Here is a 16,170-nt window from a genome sequence, read left to right as displayed (position 1 = left end):
CTGACACCGTGCAATCGCGAGCAAGCCCGCTCCCACAGAAAGCAAGTCTGCTGTGTACTCCAGACCCGCCGCGCGACAGCGCCTCCCACAGGTTGTGGCAAAGGCAATGCCTGGAAAGCCAAACGCCAGCGCGAGGCTGGCGTTTGGCATGTTCAGGCGACGATCAACGCGGCACCACAGGCTTGCGAGCTGGCTTCTTGCCTTTGCCCTTGGCCGCGTCGGTGCGTTCCTTGGCGGCCTGCTTGTTGCGCACCATTGCGGCGGCCTTGGCTTGCTCGCGTTTGTCCCACGGGTTGCTGCCGTCGCTGCCGCGCGGTGGCAAACCGGTGTGCTGGGTGAGGATTTTGGTGGTGGTTTCCTTGGCGACCTTGTGGCTGCCGGCCGGCGTCGAGTTTTTGCGACGCGCGCTCTGGTAGCTGTCGGTGGCTGGCTGGTGCAGCGGAATCAACTGCTCCTTGCCCGACCCGATCAGGTCGGCGCGGCCCATGCGGGTCAATGCTTCGCGCAGCATCGGCCAGCCTTTCGGGTCGTGGTAGCGCAGGAACGCCTTGTGCAAACGGCGCTGCTCTTCGCTCTTGACGATGGTGACCGCGTCGCTCTTGTAGGTGACCTTGCGCAGCGGGTTCTTGCCCGAGTGGTACATCGCGGTGGCGGTGGCCATCGGCGACGGGTAGAACGCCTGCACCTGGTCGGCGCGGAAGCCGTTGCCCTTGAGCCACAGGGCCAGGTTCATCATGTCGTCATCGGTGGTGCCCGGGTGGGCGGCGATGAAGTACGGGATCAGGTACTGCTCTTTACCCGCTTCCTTGGTGTACTTCTCGAACATGCGCTTGAACTTGTCATAGCTGCCAATGCCCGGCTTCATCATCTGGTTGAGCGGACCTTCCTCGGTGTGTTCCGGGGCGATCTTGAGGTAACCACCAACGTGGTGGGTGACCAACTCTTTGACGTATTCCGGCGACTCAACGGCCAAGTCGTAGCGCAGGCCGGAAGCGATCAGAATTTTTTTCACGCCCGGCAATGCACGGGCACTGCGGTACAACTGAATCAACGACGAGTGGTCGGTGTTCAGGTTCGGGCAGATGCCGGGGAACACGCACGACGGCTTGCGGCACGCGGATTCGATTTCCGGGCTCTTGCACGCGATGCGGTACATGTTCGCAGTCGGGCCGCCGAGGTCGGAGATCACGCCGGTAAAGCCTGGCACCTTGTCGCGGATCTCTTCGATTTCGCGAATGATCGACTCTTCGGAACGGTTCTGGATGATGCGGCCTTCGTGCTCGGTGATCGAGCAGAAGGTGCAGCCGCCGAAGCAGCCACGCATGATGTTCACCGAGAAGCGAATCATGTCGTAGGCCGGAATCTTTTCCTTGCCGTACACCGGGTGTGGAACACGCGCGTAAGGCATGCCAAACACGTAGTCCATTTCTTCGGTGGTCATCGGGATGGGCGGCGGGTTGAACCACACGTCCACTTCACCATGCTTTTGCACCAGGGCGCGGGCGTTGCCTGGGTTGGTTTCCAGGTGCAACACGCGGTTGGCGTGGGCATACAGCACCGCATCGCCACGCACTTTTTCTACCGACGGCAGGCGAATCACGGTCTTGTCGCGGGTCATGCGCGGGCTGGCCAGGATCTGTACGACCTTGGCTTCTTCCGGGTCATCAACCGGCCCTTTTTCCTGCTCGATCGCGCAGGCCTGGGTGTCTTGCGTATTCACGTACGGGTTGATGATCTTGTCGACCTTGCCCGGGCGGTCGATACGCGTGGAGTCGACTTCGTACCAGCCGGCTGGCGTGTCACGGCGAATGAACGCGGTGCCGCGCACGTCGGTGATGTCTTCGATCTTGTGGCCCCACGACAAGCGCTGGGCGACTTCGACGATGGCCCGCTCGGCGTTGCCATACAGCAGAATATCGGCGGTGGCATCGATCAGGATCGAGTTGCGTACACGGTCCTGCCAGTAGTCGTAGTGGGCGATGCGGCGCAGCGAGGCTTCAATGCCACCGAGCACGATCGGCACGTTCTTGTAGGCTTCCTTGCAACGCTGGCTGTACACCAGGCTCGCGCGGTCCGGGCGTTTGCCAGCCATGCCGCCAGGGGTGTAGGCGTCGTCGGAACGGATTTTTTTGTCGGCGGTGTAGCGGTTGATCATCGAGTCCATGTTGCCGGCCGCGACGCCAAAGAACAGGTTCGGCTCGCCGAGCTTCATGAAGTCGTCTTTGGACTGCCAGTTCGGCTGGGCAATGATCCCGACGCGAAAGCCCTGAGACTCGAGCAGCCGGCCGATAATTGCCATGCCGAACGAGGGGTGATCCACGTACGCATCACCGGTGACGATGATGATGTCGCAGGAATCCCAGCCAAGCTGATCCATCTCCTCCCTGCTCATCGGCAGGAATGGCGCAGGACCGAAACATTCGGCCCAGTACTTGGGATAGTCAAATAACGGCTTGGCTGTTTGCATGACGGTGACCGGTGTTGAGATGAAAAATCGCGGGCGCGGAATATAGCACAAATTTTGACCAATTCCGACGGTAATGGTCGGCTTTAACGCCGAGCGTTCGACAGGTGGTCTGGCATACCTGTCGCTGCCGCCGCGCGGGGCTATTGCGCTAATACTTTACCGAAAACAGCCTGCGTAGGCTGGGGCGATTAACCCTGACACCGCATGGCCCGATCAATGACCACATACACACCTGAACCGACCGACTGCGCGCCGCCAGCTTCGCCGCTGGCGGCCCACCAAGCCTTTATCAACGACCAGTTGCCGGTCTGGCTGAGCCAGGCCCCCGCGCCATTGCGCGCGGATTTTCGCAGCAGCCTGATCAGCAGCAATCAATCCAGGCACGACCTCAAGGCGCTGCTCGACGAACTGCAAAGCCCCGAGACGTTTGCGCGCCCGTTGCTGCGCGCGACACTTAAAGCGTGGTTCTTTGGCTTTATCGAGGATGAAAACGCGATTTTGTCGCGCGAATGGAAAAATTCTCACTTGCTGGGCCTGATCAAGAGCCACGCCAAAACCACCCGCCAGACGTTACTGGAAGCCGCCCTGCAGAACTTCGAAGCGTCGGAAGCAGAGCTCGACGGCATGGAAACCGGCACGGCCATTATCAATGTCACCACAGCAGGCGAGGTGCCATGCACCATCCTTGCGACCTCATTCGCCCGCACCTGTCGCGCGCTGGACCTCGGCAGCCACTACCTGAAACACATCGGTAACGTACTCGAACCCGCAAAGGCTAACGCCAACGGGCGTACTGCCGCGCACGTGCTTGGAATGTTCAGGGCGCAGGCGCAGCATGCCTTTGGCGTCGCGCTGCACAGTGCCTGTATGCGTCAGCAACTGACGCCCCGGCAACATTTACAGTTGCACAGCCTGCAGCGCTCGGGCGCCCACCTTGAAATAACCTGCAGCCACCTGACGCTGAATAACGTGGTGCTGCCCAACGTACTGGTGATTAACGCAGCCAGCATCGGCATCCCGCTGATGCTCTACACGCCCGAGGACCCAAGCAGCCCATTTCGTCAGCACGCCAGCATGGATGAGCTCCAGCAAAAGCTCGCAGAGCGCCTGCTAACGGCCGATTACCAGGCCTTCTTCAAGCACCTTGTACCGCTGCAACATCAAGGCAACCTGCTAAGCGCGACCCCGGCTGTGGTAGGCGCGCCCGAGCTGATAACCAACCGTAAAACTTACCCCGCCAGGCTGGACGCAGAGGTTAGCCTGACCGCGATCAAGACAGACCTGTTCCAGGCGATTGCGCGCCAGCGAATTACTCAGATCAAGAATGACGCGCGCAGTGTGGCCGTGCCCACAGCGGAGGCGGACCTGATGAGCCGGCAGAAACGCCTGCAGGCGTATCTCGACCTGGGCAAGTCAGCGCTGTTTTTCGCCGCTTCATTTATTCCGATAGTCGGCGAGGTGCTATTGGTGGTCACCGCAGCTCAGGTGCTCAACACCGTGTATGAAGGTTTGGCGGCATGGAGTCGCGGCGACAGCGATGAAGCACTCAATGACTTGCTCGACGTGTTGGACACCGCCGCTCAGGCAGTGGCCACTGCCGGCGCCATCCGCACAGTCGGCTTCGGCGCCAGGCTGGTGAAAGTTCGGGTGCGCGGCAAAGGCTGGCGTTTATGGAACCCCGACCTTGCGCCTTACCGCCATCCCGCCCCATTGCCCAGCCACTGGGTTGCCGACAGCCAGGGCTTGTACAAGCAGGGGCAACAGCATTACCTGAAGCTCGATGATCACCCGCATGCAGTGCAACGCGCCCCCGATGGCACGCAATGGGAGCTGTCACACCCAAGCGTGCAAGACGCTTATTGCCCGCCACTCCTGAGTAATGGCGTCGGCAGTTGGCGCCAAACACATGAAGCACCTGGGGACTGGGACGCGCTTAAACTGATCAAGCGTCTGGGGCCGGACGCGGCCACTGTCACCCAAACGAAGGTGGAACCGATCTTGCTGCTCGGTGGCGTCGACCGGGCCGGCCTGCGCGAAGTCCACCAGCATAGGCTGCGCCCTCCGCCGCTGTTGCGTGACACGCTCAAGCACTTCAACCTGGAGCAAGAAATCAATGACTTTAACCTGGAGCGCGCCGAAGGCACTTCGGTAACCGCCCACTCGCCGCTGATTCAGTTCCACCTGCTCACCTCGCTCCCCGAATGGCCCGCCAACCATGTATTGAAGATTATCGGCGAGCAACGAAACGTGGTGATGAGCTACGGTACGGGCACCGTTGAAATCAGGATCAGTGAAGCGCGATTCAGAAAGGGTGAGCTGTTGCACGCCCTCGAAGAACGGATACCTCAGACTGAATTCAACAAACTGCTGCTCGACTGGTATCCCGACTACTTCACCAAAGTCGAAAATGTCGCCATGCGTTTGGAAAACCAGGCGCAACAACAAAAACAGCGACTGCTTAGCCTGCTCACTGCGCCCGGCGAAAAAGCCATCACGCCCACCGAAATCAGAATTCGCGCGCTTATGCCGCAGCTTTCTAAAAGCCATCTCGAGGAAATGGAAGCCTGCCTGTCCCCAGCCGAGCAGCAAAGCCTGCAGTTGGATAACCGCTTGGCGCCATTGCCGCGCTGGGAGGCCGAGCAATACGCCGCGGCGGCCCGGGAATCGCGGGCCTGGTCGGGGGTTTTCCTCGATTCGATGAGCGATCGGGAAAGCGTGCCACTGGCGCTGCACACCATCGAACGACTGCCCGGCTGGCCGAGTTCGCACAAGATCGACGTGTACGATGGCAGCCGTGAAGGCGAGCTTCTCGGCAGCATCGGCCCCGCAGATGCACGTGTTCACCATACGCTGTTGCGTCAGGGCGAGCTGTACACGTGCCTGGATGCCGAGGGGCAACCCTCGGATTCACTCGACGATCTGCCTGGCACCCTGGAGCAAACGCTTTCCGACCCCGAACGCGCTGCACTGCTTGAGCAGTCAGGCGCCGACTCGCTTAAACACGCCATTCAACAAACCAGCTTGTCGCACACGGCCAGCCCTCCCGCCGTTCGGGCCAAGGTCTTGACGAGCACACACTCGACCGCGGCCGGGCAACCACTGGACCCGTTGTTAGCCCAAGCGAGCACCCCAACCGGACTGACACGGCTTGAAGACGCCATCTATCAAGCGCCTGCGTTGCCTGATGGCAGCTCTCGGCACTACGTAAAGGACAACGGGAAATACTACCAAATCAAACTCGGTGCCTTGGGGTGGCAGTTGATCGACGCACGCAGCCCCTTCAGGCCCTATAGGCCCTACCTGCGTAGAACGGCGGCAGGACGCTGGGAAATCGACCCAACCAAAGGCGCGCTGCCAGGCGGCATGCAATCGTCGCAGGTGCCGCTGCTGGTCCAAATGGAGTCGAGTGATGTGTTTGAGTCGGCACAGTCCTCCAGCGACTATGACTCAGCCGATGAGGGCACGGTGGCCGCGATGTTTACTGCGCAGGAACTCAGGCATATGCGCGCCCAGCGAAGCTATCAATTCAGCCAGAACTATAGACGCATTTTTGATCGCGCCAACAATGGCCGGTATCCGTTGCGCGATCAGCAGGGGCGCCCGATGCGCATCAAGAGCCTGCAGACCCGCAGCAAATCCCTCACCACCAATGAAACCTTCAGCAGTGACCTGGTGAAACCTTACATTCAGTGGGAAGGCTACGAACATGTGGCGCGACTCTATGAGGACAAACTTGAAGTCACCCCATTCAGCCCGGCCCATCAAAAATTCCCCGAGGAGTCAGCGCTGATCGGCCAAGCCACCGTGATCACCAGAAAACCGATAAAAAAAGGTGAAGCGCTCGGTGTTTATGGCGGAGAGTTGATCCCCAACTCCGTAGCAGGTTTTCGAAAGGACCCTTATCTGCTGGACATCCAGCGAATGCCCCCAAGGCCTGGCCACTATCCGCCATCTCTTTCGGGGGACAATGTGCTGTCCAGGATAAACACGATTTTCGAATACGAAGACGGGCAGCCGGTCAGACAAGCCTCAACGGGGTACAACGTTGAAGCTGCGCGGTTTGAGGTAGAAACCCAAGTCGGCGAGGAATCTCGGATGCCGCTGGCGCTGTCGGCGTTTTTTGCCAGTGAGGACATTGCCGCCGGCACCGAACTGCGCTGGAACTACCAATACAACGAGGCCACGATCAGCGCGTTGTTTGGACCACTGCACTGAAACCTATTCGTCATCGAAGTTGTAACTGCCCGGCGCAAGGTTTTCGAAACGGGTGTATTTGCCGATAAATGCCAGGCGCGTCGTACCGATCGGGCCGTTACGCTGCTTGCCGATGATGATCTCGGCGATGCCCTTGTGCTCGGTTTCCGGGTGATACACCTCGTCGCGGTACACGAACATGATGACGTCGGCATCCTGCTCGATCGCTCCGGATTCACGCAAGTCGGAGTTGATCGGGCGTTTGTTCGGCCGTTGCTCCAGGGAGCGGTTGAGCTGAGACAGCGCCACAACAGGGCAGTTGAATTCCTTGGCGAGCGCTTTCAACGACCGCGAGATCTCGGAAATCTCGTTGGTACGGTTGTCGCCGCCGGAGCCTGGGATCTGCATCAATTGCAGGTAGTCGATCATGATCAGGCCAACATCGCCGTGTTCACGCACCAGGCGACGGGTACGCGCGCGCATTTCCGAAGGGCTGATACCCGCGGTGTCATCGATAAACAGCTTGCGGTCGTTGAGCAGGTTGACCGCCGAGGTCAGGCGCGGCCAATCGTCGTCTTCCAGGCGACCGGCACGCACTTTGGTCTGGTCGATACGACCGAGCGACGAGAGCATCCGCATGATCAGCGATTCACCTGGCATCTCGAGCGAATAAACCAGTACGGCTTTTTCGCTGCGCAGTACGGCGTTTTCCACCAGGTTCATGGCGAAGGTGGTTTTACCCATCGACGGACGACCCGCCACAATGATCAAGTCGGACGGCTGCAGGCCGCTGGTCATGCCATCAAGGTCGGTGTAACCGGTCGACAAGCCGGTAATCGCGTTGTCGGTGTTGAACAGGGTATCGATGCGGTCGATGGCCTTGGTCAGCAAGTCGTTGACGCTGACCGGGCCGCCGGTTTTAGGGCGCGCTTCGGCGATTTGAAAGATCTGCCGCTCGGCTTCATCGAGGATTTCTTCAGCCGTGCGCCCTTCCGGGTTGAAAGCGCTGTCGGCGATTTCAGTGGCGATGCCGATCAACTGGCGCAACGTCGCCCGCGCACGCACGATCTGCGCATACGCTTTGATGTTGGCGACCGACGGGGTGTTTTTCGCCAGTTCGCCAAGGTAACCGAGACCACCGACTTGCGAGGTCTGACCTTCCTTGTCCAATTGCTCGGCCAGGGTCACGACGTCAATCGGCGAGTTCAAGTCGGCCAGCTTGGCGATGGCGCGGAAAATCAGGCGGTGGTCATGGCGATAGAAGTCACCGTCCGAGACTTGATCCAGCACGCGTTCCCAGGCGTTGTTGTCCAGCATCAAACCACCGAGCACGGCTTGTTCGGCCTCGATGGAATGCGGCGGCACCTTCAGGGCAGCGGTTTGCAGATCGTATTGCTCAGGAGCTGAAATATCGTTCATGGCCACTTGGAATTAGGGGAGTGTAGAAAAACAAAAGGCACGACCTGTAAACAGGATCGTGCCCGATGTTAACCGCCTGGCACACGAGGTGCCAGTCAGTTAGGTGCGACTTAAGCTGCTACCACTACAACGCGTACGGTGGCTTCAACTTCGGCGTGCAGGTGCACGGCTACGTCGAATTCGCCTACGTTGCGGATGGTGCCGTTCGGCAGACGAACTTCGCTTTTCGCAACTTCAACGCCGGAGGCGGTCAGTGCATCAGCGATGTCGTGGGTGCCGATCGAACCGAACAGCTTGCCTTCGTCACCGGCGGTGGCAGTGATAGTCACTTCCAGCTCAGCCAGTTGGGCAGCGCGAGTTTCGGCCGAAGCTTTTTTGTCTGCTGCTGCTTTTTCCAGCTCGGCACGACGCTCTTCAAACGCAGCCAGGTTGGCAGCGGTTGCAGCGGTTGCTTTGCCGTATGGCAGCAGGTAGTTACGACCGTAGCCGGCCTTAACGTTCACTTTGTCGCCCAGGTTGCCCAGGTTGGCGACTTTTTCCAGAAGGATCAGTTGCATGTGAAAATCCTCTAACTTTTAACCTTCACCGTTCGCGTTATCGGCGTCTTTCGACGCGAGACGACCGCGAAAATCAATCAGGCTGTCGACAATGGCCAAGACCACGAGTAACGGATAGATCAGCTGCATGAACAGCAACAGCGTTACGTACAACCCCACCAGCCAAAACCTGGCCAGCGCTTTCGCGCAACCAGCCCATGAATCAGGGCCAGCCCGGCAAACACCAGCGGTACACTGCAAATCGGCGCCAGCAAGGCCATCTGTGGGCCGAAGTTCGGCCCGACAACCATGCACGCCAGCAGCAACATCGCCAGCCCCGCGGGAATTCTGATACTGCGAAACTCGCGACCAAAACCACCCGGGTTGTACAACAACGCCTGCCAATAACGCCCAAGAATCAGGCTCAGCACGCTGACGATCTGCAACAACGCCGCTATCAGGCCGGTCAGAACCGGTGCAATCAGTGACGCAAACCGCGCTCGCTCATCTACCGACAATTGCTGGTAGAGATCCCCGAGAGCCTGCGGCAGGATCTTGATGATCTCCTGCGCCAGCGCCTCGATTTGCGGGTGGAAAGCCGCGCCAAGCATCACTGAATACACCAACCCCAATGCCACGCTGACCAGCAGCGTGCGGACCCAGGACTCACTTGCGCGTAAAACCAACGCAAGGCTTGATGACCCCAGCAGTACCAGAAGTACGCGTGGATCACCAAATTGCAGCCACCAGATCAAGGCCGGCAACAATCCCAGGGCAAGAACGCCAAGGGCGTCCTTCAAACCGCGCCGCAGGAGCACAAGGCAACCTGCGGCAGCACCCAACCAATAAAGCAACGGCAATGCCGCACATCCAGCCACTACCAGAGTGGCCTGCACGCGACCGCGCATGATGAACTCAGCTAAGGCGCGCATGCATTCAATCCCTTACTACGTGTCGACTGCCCGGTCTCAGCGGCCGTGGCTGTCGGTGTAGGCCAGCAGGGCCAGGAAGCGGGCGCGCTTGATAGCGGTGGCCAGCTGACGCTGATAACGTGCTTTAGTACCGGTGATACGGCTTGGAACGATTTTGCCGGTCTCGGATACGTAGGCTTTCAGAGTGTTGAGATCTTTGTAATCGATCTCTTTCACGTCTTCAGCGGTGAAGCGGCAGAATTTACGACGACGGAAGAAACGTGCCATTTGATAGGCTCCTTAAAAGGTCCGTGGATTACTCGTCAGCGTTATCGCTGTTGTCGCTGTCATCACTATCAGCGCTTTCGGCGCCTTCGTGCTCAGGACGGTCGCGACGCTCACGGCGCTCACTGCGGTTTTCTTCAGCCTTGAGCATCTCGGATTGGCCGGTAACGGCTTCTTCGCGGCGGATGACCAGGTTACGGATCACTGCATCGTTGTAGCGGAAGTTGTCTTCCAGCTCGGCCAAAGCCTTGCCAGTGCATTCAACGTTCAGCATCACGTAGTGAGCCTTGTGAACATTGTTGATTGCGTAGGCCAGTTGACGACGGCCCCAATCTTCCAGACGGTGGATTTTGCCGCCGTCTTCTTCGATCAGCTTGGTGTAACGCTCTACCATGCCGCCGACTTGCTCGCTTTGATCCGGGTGGACCAAAAAGATGATTTCGTAATGACGCATGAATGCTCCTTACGGGTTGTAGCCTGCCGCTCAAAAACGGTCAGACAAGGAGTGAATGACACTTATGGACCTTGCCACAGGGAGGCACGTAAATGCCTGCCGGGGAGGCAAGGGGCGCAATTGTAGAGAAGGGGGAGAAACGGCGCAAGGTGATTGGTGATTATTTGAACAACGCACAATCAAGGCAAACACAAAGCAAATGTGGGAGCTGGCTTGCCTGCGATGACAAGGGCACAGGCAACATCTCTGCTGACTGACACACCGTCATCGCGGGCAAGCCCGGCTCCCACAGGGTCTTGCGTCGCTCTCAAGCCTTATTTCTTGGCTTTGGCTTTGGCCTTGACGCCGCGCTGGCGCTGGGCTTCAAACAGGCACACGCCGGTGGCAACCGAGACGTTCAGGCTGCTGACGCTGCCGGCCATCGGCAGGTTCACCAGGTAGTCGCAATGCTCGCGGGTCAGGCGACGCATGCCCTTGCCTTCAGCGCCCATGATCAGAATGGTCGGGCCGGTGAGGTCCTGGTCATAGATACTGACCTCCGCCTCGCCCGCCGTACCCACCACCCACAGGCCGCGCTGCTGGAGCTTCTCCAGGGTGCGCGCCAGGTTGGTCACCGCCACCAACGGAATCACTTCCGCCGCGCCGCAGGCAACTTTACGCACGACCGGCGTCAAGGTAGCCGACTTGTCTTTGGGCACGATTACCGCCAATGCGCCGGCAGCATCTGCCGAACGCAGGCAGGCGCCGAGGTTGTGCGGGTCGGTCACGCCGTCCAGCACCAGCAACAGCGGCGCGCCTTCGGTACGGTCGAGCAGCTCGTCGAGCATCGCTTCGCCCCACACCTGGCTCGGGCTCACGTCCGCCACCACGCCTTGGTGAACGCCTTCAACCCACACGTCCATTTCACGGCGCTCGGCCTGGCCGATGGCGACTTTATTTTGGTTCGCCAACTCGACCAGCGCTTGTACGCGCGGCTCGCTGCGGCCTTCGGCCAACCACACTTGCTTGACGCGTTTAGGGTGGTGACGCAGCAGGGCTTCTACGGCGTGCACGCCGTAGATTTTTCCAGACTCATGACTTGGCCTTAGGTTTGCGCGACCCACCGCTTTTAGCGGGGGCCGAACCCGCTTTTGGCGGGCCTTTACGGTGTTTACTCGGCTTGCTAGACGGTTTTTCCGCGCCTTGGGACTTTCCCCCAGACGCCGCTTTACCACCGCTTTTGGCTTCGCTGAGCAACTGTTGCTTCAACTCGCGGCTTTTGCGCAGCTCGGCGTTTTTCGCCGCCGCATCGCTTGGGCGGTAGGCTTCAGGAGCCTTGTCCTTGGCAGACGAACGACGGCCTGCCTTGGCTGGCGCAGGCTCGGCGGCGGCTGCTTTCGCAGGGGCGCTCTTGCCTTTGCTGGCTGGCGCGGTCGGTTCGCTGCCACGTTTTTTACGGCTACCCGGCGCTTCGGCGGGTTTGTCAGGCATACCGAAATCGATCTTGCGCTCGTCGAGATCGACGCGCATGACCTGCACTTCCACGGTGTCGCCCAAACGGAAGCTGCGACCGGTGCGCTCGCCCGCCAAGCGGTGATGCACAGGGTCGAAGTGGTAGTAGTCGCCCGGCAAGGCGGTGACGTGCACCAGGCCCTCGACGTAGATGTCCGTCAGCTCGACGAACAGGCCAAAGCCGGTCACGGCGGTGATCACACCCGGGAACGACTCGCCTACGCGGTCCTTCATGAACTCGCACTTGAGCCAGTTCACCACGTCACGCGTGGCTTCGTCGGCACGGCGCTCGCTCATCGAGCACTGCTCGCCCAGCTGTTCCAGGGCCGCTTCGTCGTACGGATAGATCCGCGCCTTCGGAATGGTCATGGCACCGGCGCGCTTGACGTGCGGGGTGTTCTGCTTGGAGTGGATCACGCTGCGGATCGCGCGGTGCGTGAGCAGGTCGGGGTAACGGCGAATCGGCGACGTGAAGTGGGTGTACGCCTCGTAATTCAGGCCGAAGTGGCCCTGGTTATCAGCGCTGTACACCGCTTGGCTGAGGGAGCGCAGCATGACGGTCTGGATCACGTGGTAATCCGGGCGGTCCTTGATGCTGGCCAGCAGTGCCTGGTAATCCTTCGGCGTCGGGCCGTCCTTGCCTTTGTGCAGGGACAGGCCGAGCTCGCCGAGGAACGCGCGGAGTTTTTCCAGACGCTCCGGCGGCGGGCCGTCGTGCACCCGGTAAAGCGCTGGAATTTCGTGCTTTTTGAGGAATTCAGCGGTGGCCACGTTGGCCGCCAGCATGCATTCCTCGATCAGCTTGTGCGCATCGTTGCGGGTGGTCGGGGTGATGGCGGCGATCTTGCGCTCGGAACCGAAGACAATTCGGGTTTCCTGAGTTTCAAAATCAATCGCGCCACGCACATGACGAGCGCCCAACAACACTTTGTACAAAGCGTAAAGCTGCTTGAGGTGCGGCACGACGCCTGCGTATTCAGTGCGCAGGGCCTTGGCTTCGCTGGTCTTCGGCGTTTCCAGGATGGTGCTGACCTTGTTGTAGGTCAGGCGCGCCTGGGAGTGAATCACCGCTTCGTAGAACTGGTAATCGGTCATTTCGCCGGTTTTCGAGATGGTCATCTCGCACACCATGGCCAAACGGTCGACTTTCGGGTTCAGGGAGCACAGGCCGTTGGACAGTTGCTCTGGCAACATCGGGATCACACGCTCAGGGAAGTACACGGAGTTGCCGCGCACCTGAGCTTCGTTGTCCAGCGCCGAGCCGATCTTCACGTAGCTGGAAACGTCGGCAATCGCGACGTACAACTTCCAGCCACCGGAGAACAGGCGCAGCTTGCCAGGCCTGGCTTCGCAATAAACCGCATCGTCGAAGTCGCGAGCGTCTTCGCCGTCGATGGTGACGAACGGCAGGTCGCGCAGGTCGATGCGTTTTTCTTTGTCTTTGTCTTCAACTTCCGGCTTGAGCTTGGCGGCTTCTTTCAGCACCGCCTCGGGCCAGACGTGAGGAATATCGTAGGTGCGCAGCGCCACGTCGATTTCCATGCCCGGCGCCATGTAGTTGCCGACCACTTCCACAATATCGCCCTGCGGCTGGAAGCGCGCAGTGGGCCAGTGGGTGATTTTCACCTCGACGAACTGGCCGACCTTGGCGGCGCCATTACGGCCCGGGGTAATCAGCACTTCTTGCTGGACCTTCGGGTTGTCCGGCACCACAAAGCCGATACCGCCTTCTTCGAAGTAACGGCCGACGATGGACTCGTGGGCACGCGACACCACTTCAACGATCACGCCTTCACGGCGACCGCGACGGTCGAGGCCGGAAACACGTGCCAACGCACGGTCGCCATCGAACACCAGGCGCATTTGCGCGGGGCTCATGAACAGGTCGTCGCTGCCGTCGTCCGGGATCAGGAAGCCAAAGCCATCACGGTGGCCGGCAATGCGACCAAGGATCAGGTCGAGCTTGTCCACCGGCGCGTAGGTGCCGCGACGGGTATAGATCAGTTGAGCGTCGCGCTCCATGGCACGCAAACGGCGGCGCAGGGCTTCGAGCTGGTCTTCGGTGGTCAGACCGAATTCTTCAACCAACTGCTCGCGGCTAGCAGGCGAACCTCGATCGGCGAGGTGCGCCAGGATCAGTTCGCGGCTAGGAATAGGGTTTTCGTATTTTTCCGCTTCACGAGCGGCCTCGGGATCGAGGGACTGCCAATCGGCCATTAGAGAGTTTTCACCTTGTATATATGCGGGTTAGTTTGGCATACGCGTATTGAAACGGGAAATTTCAGGTAGGAACAAGCGTTTTAAAGGCTTTTACTACCCTCGGAAAACAGCATGCACGACCATTGGCGGAATTTTCCAGGCTTTTTTCATAGCAGGGGTTTACAGCGAAAACTGCGCTGCGTATAGTGCGCGCCATCGACGACGGCAACGTTGTTGATGCTGCCCAGGTGGTGAAATTGGTAGACACGCCAGCTTCAGGTGCTGGTGATCGCAAGGTCGTGGAAGTTCGAGTCTTCTCCTGGGCACCACATTCAGATCAAACCCGCGAAAGCGGGTTTTTTCGTTTCAGACCTTTGATTTTTAACAATAATCTTGATTTATATTTTTGAATCAGGGGTTTACAGATCAAAAAGCCCTCCGTATAGTTCGCCCCATCAACAGCGCAAGCGTTGCTGATAATGCCCAGGTGGTGAAATTGGTAGACACGCCAGCTTCAGGTGCTGGTGATCGCAAGGTCGTGGAAGTTCGAGTCTTCTCCTGGGCACCACATTCAGATCAAACCCGCGAAAGCGGGTTTTTTCATGTCTGGGGTTTGAAAATCTCCCCCCAGAACGCAACAACACTAGGCGCGGAACTGCCCCAGGCTCGCTTTCAACTGCGCCGCCAAGCCATCCAGCACTTTGCCGCTGGCCGTGGTTTCCACCACCGCTTGCGCTGCTCGCTCAGCCTGCGCATGAATCACCTCCACCCGACCACGCACCGCATGCGCACCCTGCGCCTGATGCTCAGCCGCGCGCGTCGCCAAGCCAATCGCGGCGTGCACCTGCTCCACCGAAGCCTGCACCGTCTGCTGCAAGCGCACGCTGTCACGCAGCACCAGCAAACCTTCGTTGGCCTGACGGCCAGCCTTGCCGATGGTTTCCACCGCCTCACGCGCGCCTTGTTGCAACGCCACGATATGCGCCTGAATGTCACCCGTGGAGCTTTGAGTTTTGCTCGCCAGCGCACGCACCTCGTCCGCCACCACCGCAAAGCCGCGCCCGGTTTCGCCGGCACGTGCCGCTTCGATGGCCGCATTGAGCGCCAACAGGTTGGTCTGCTCGGCGATGCCGTGAATCACCGTCAGCACCACTTCGATCTGCTGACTTTGCTGCGCCAGCCGCTCAATAACCTGCGAGCCGGCCTGCACCTGCCCCGCCAAGGCCTCGATCAAACTGCCGACCTCTGCCGAGGTGCGCGAGTTTTCATCGGTGGCCTGGCGAATATCCACCACTTGGCGCAACGCCGCCTGCATGGCGTGGCTTTCGGCCTGCGCCTCATCGGCCATTTGCGACAATGCGCGCAAGCTCTCGGCCACCTCGTCACGTTGCAAACCGGCCGCCGCATCGGCGCCGGCGTTGCGCAAGGTCATGGCGCCGATTTCGACGCCGGTGCGCTGAGCCACATCGCCCGCCTCGCGCACGATGGGCTGTAACTTATCGACAAAACGATTGACCGCAGAGGCCATGTCGCCAATCTCATCCTTGCTGCTGATCTGCACGCGCTTGGTGAGGTCGCCCTCACCCGCTGCCAAGTCATCCATGGCCGCAATCAACAACTTCAAGCGGTTGACCACGCGGCGCCCCAATACGATGGCGATCAGCAACAGCACGCCGAAGCCGACCAGAGCGAGCCCCATGCCGATACGCCAGCGCAGCGTGCCGGCGGCGTCCTGTACGGTGCTGGTGGTGTTGGCGGTCATCTGAGTGGCGGTGGCTTGCGCCGACTGCAAGCGAGCACCCATTGCCGCTGCGCTGTCCGCCGCCGCACCCTTGAGGCTGTCGCCCACCAGTTGGTCACTGCTGGCGATCAGTGCGGCAAACCGCTTGTCCAGCGCCGCCAGGTCGGTCTCTACCGACGCCGTTGAGACGCCCATGATGACTTTGCCGATTTCCACGCCATTAGGGCTGATCGGCGACTCGACGTAGTACACCGCAGGATCGGTCTTGGCGGCACTCAAGACTTTGTCCAACGCGCGCTCGCCTTGACCTTTTTCCAGCAGTGCCAGGTTGATCGGGTTGTCGCGATTCAGGTAACGCGTCAGGTGTTCCCCGGCGGCGTCGTCATACACCACGAACAACACGTTAGGGTTGCGCTGGGCCCGCCGGGCAAACTCCGACAAGGTTGGCACATCGTTGTCCCACATGGCGCGCG

At 59.9% G+C, this 16,170-nt stretch carries 9 protein-coding genes, 2 tRNA genes and 1 pseudogene; 3 read left to right on the top strand and 9 right to left on the bottom strand.

Annotated features, from left to right (window positions below; genetic code table 11):
- Positions 1-163: 163 nt before the first annotated feature.
- Complete coding sequence (locus tag F0169_RS22745; protein ID WP_152747676.1) at positions 164-2,467, bottom strand: YgiQ family radical SAM protein; 2,304 nt, start codon at positions 2,465-2,467, stop codon at positions 164-166.
- Positions 2,468-2,683: 216 nt separating this feature from the next.
- Here F0169_RS22745 and F0169_RS22740 point away from each other — a divergent pair, with 216 nt between their 5' ends.
- Complete coding sequence (locus tag F0169_RS22740; RefSeq protein WP_152747675.1) at positions 2,684-6,682, top strand: SET domain-containing protein; 3,999 nt, start codon at positions 2,684-2,686, stop codon at positions 6,680-6,682.
- A gap of 3 nt (positions 6,683-6,685) precedes the next feature.
- Here the strand turns inward: F0169_RS22740 and dnaB are convergent, their stop codons facing one another.
- From dnaB to rnr, 7 genes and pseudogenes are all read right to left on the bottom strand, one after another.
- A complete protein-coding gene (gene dnaB / locus F0169_RS22735; protein WP_058411329.1) occupies positions 6,686-8,080 on the bottom strand; it encodes a replicative DNA helicase in 1,395 nt (464 codons plus the stop codon).
- 110 nt (positions 8,081-8,190) lie between these two features.
- The gene (rplI, locus tag F0169_RS22730) at positions 8,191-8,637 is read right to left on the bottom strand and encodes a 50S ribosomal protein L9 (protein ID WP_010563337.1); all 447 of its coding nucleotides are present in this window, start codon (positions 8,635-8,637) and stop codon (positions 8,191-8,193) included.
- A gap of 18 nt (positions 8,638-8,655) precedes the next feature.
- Positions 8,656-9,548 (bottom strand): annotated as a pseudogene (locus tag F0169_RS22725) (YybS family protein).
- Positions 9,549-9,584: 36 nt separating this feature from the next.
- The gene (rpsR, locus tag F0169_RS22720) at positions 9,585-9,815 is read right to left on the bottom strand and encodes a 30S ribosomal protein S18 (RefSeq protein ID WP_002551829.1); all 231 of its coding nucleotides are present in this window, start codon (positions 9,813-9,815) and stop codon (positions 9,585-9,587) included.
- A 28-nt stretch (positions 9,816-9,843) separates the two neighbouring features.
- Positions 9,844-10,266 carry a 30S ribosomal protein S6 gene (rpsF, locus tag F0169_RS22715; protein ID WP_003217491.1) on the bottom strand — a complete coding sequence of 141 codons (423 nt, stop codon included), beginning with the start codon at positions 10,264-10,266 and terminating at the stop codon, positions 9,844-9,846.
- A 314-nt stretch (positions 10,267-10,580) separates the two neighbouring features.
- A complete protein-coding gene (rlmB, locus tag F0169_RS22710; RefSeq protein WP_172979524.1) occupies positions 10,581-11,369 on the bottom strand; it encodes a 23S rRNA (guanosine(2251)-2'-O)-methyltransferase RlmB in 789 nt (262 codons plus the stop codon).
- Positions 11,338-13,974: a ribonuclease R gene (gene rnr, locus F0169_RS22705; RefSeq protein WP_152747674.1), complete on the bottom strand. Its 2,637-nt coding sequence runs from the start codon at positions 13,972-13,974 to the stop codon at positions 11,338-11,340. Before rnr ends, rlmB begins: the two co-directional genes overlap by 32 nt.
- Positions 13,975-14,198: 224 nt before the next feature.
- Here rnr and F0169_RS22700 point away from each other — a divergent pair.
- Both F0169_RS22700 and F0169_RS22695 read left to right on the top strand, forming a co-directional pair.
- Positions 14,199-14,285 (top strand) — tRNA-Leu (locus F0169_RS22700).
- Between the two features lie 152 nt (positions 14,286-14,437).
- Positions 14,438-14,524 (top strand) — tRNA-Leu (locus F0169_RS22695).
- 75 nt (positions 14,525-14,599) lie between these two features.
- Here F0169_RS22695 and F0169_RS22690 read toward each other — a convergent pair.
- Positions 14,600-16,170: methyl-accepting chemotaxis protein (locus tag F0169_RS22690; protein ID WP_152747673.1), on the bottom strand; the 1,571-nt coding region annotated here is incomplete at its 5' end.

Origin of the sequence: Pseudomonas kitaguniensis (genome assembly GCF_009296165.1) — a bacterium.
GTDB classification, from domain to species: Bacteria; Pseudomonadota; Gammaproteobacteria; order Pseudomonadales; family Pseudomonadaceae; genus Aquipseudomonas; species Aquipseudomonas kitaguniensis.
Note: the sequence above shows the minus strand (reverse complement) of the source record. Positions and strands in the feature narration are given on the sequence as shown.

Bases quoted from the DNA above. Each gene is read 5' to 3' on its own strand.
- F0169_RS22745 (WP_152747676.1), bottom strand. From the start codon at position 2,467: ATGCAAACAGCCAAGCCGTTATTTGACTATCCCAAGTACTGGGCCGAA.
- F0169_RS22740 (WP_152747675.1), top strand. From the start codon at position 2,684: ATGACCACATACACACCTGAACCGACCGACTGCGCGCCGCCAGCTTCG.
- dnaB (WP_058411329.1), bottom strand. From the start codon at position 8,080: ATGAACGATATTTCAGCTCCTGAGCAATACGATCTGCAAACCGCTGCC.
- rplI (WP_010563337.1), bottom strand. From the start codon at position 8,637: ATGCAACTGATCCTTCTGGAAAAAGTCGCCAACCTGGGCAACCTGGGC.
- rpsR (WP_002551829.1), bottom strand. From the start codon at position 9,815: ATGGCACGTTTCTTCCGTCGTCGTAAATTCTGCCGCTTCACCGCTGAA.
- rpsF (WP_003217491.1), bottom strand. From the start codon at position 10,266: ATGCGTCATTACGAAATCATCTTTTTGGTCCACCCGGATCAAAGCGAG.
- rnr (WP_152747674.1), bottom strand. From the start codon at position 13,974: ATGGCCGATTGGCAGTCCCTCGATCCCGAGGCCGCTCGTGAAGCGGAA.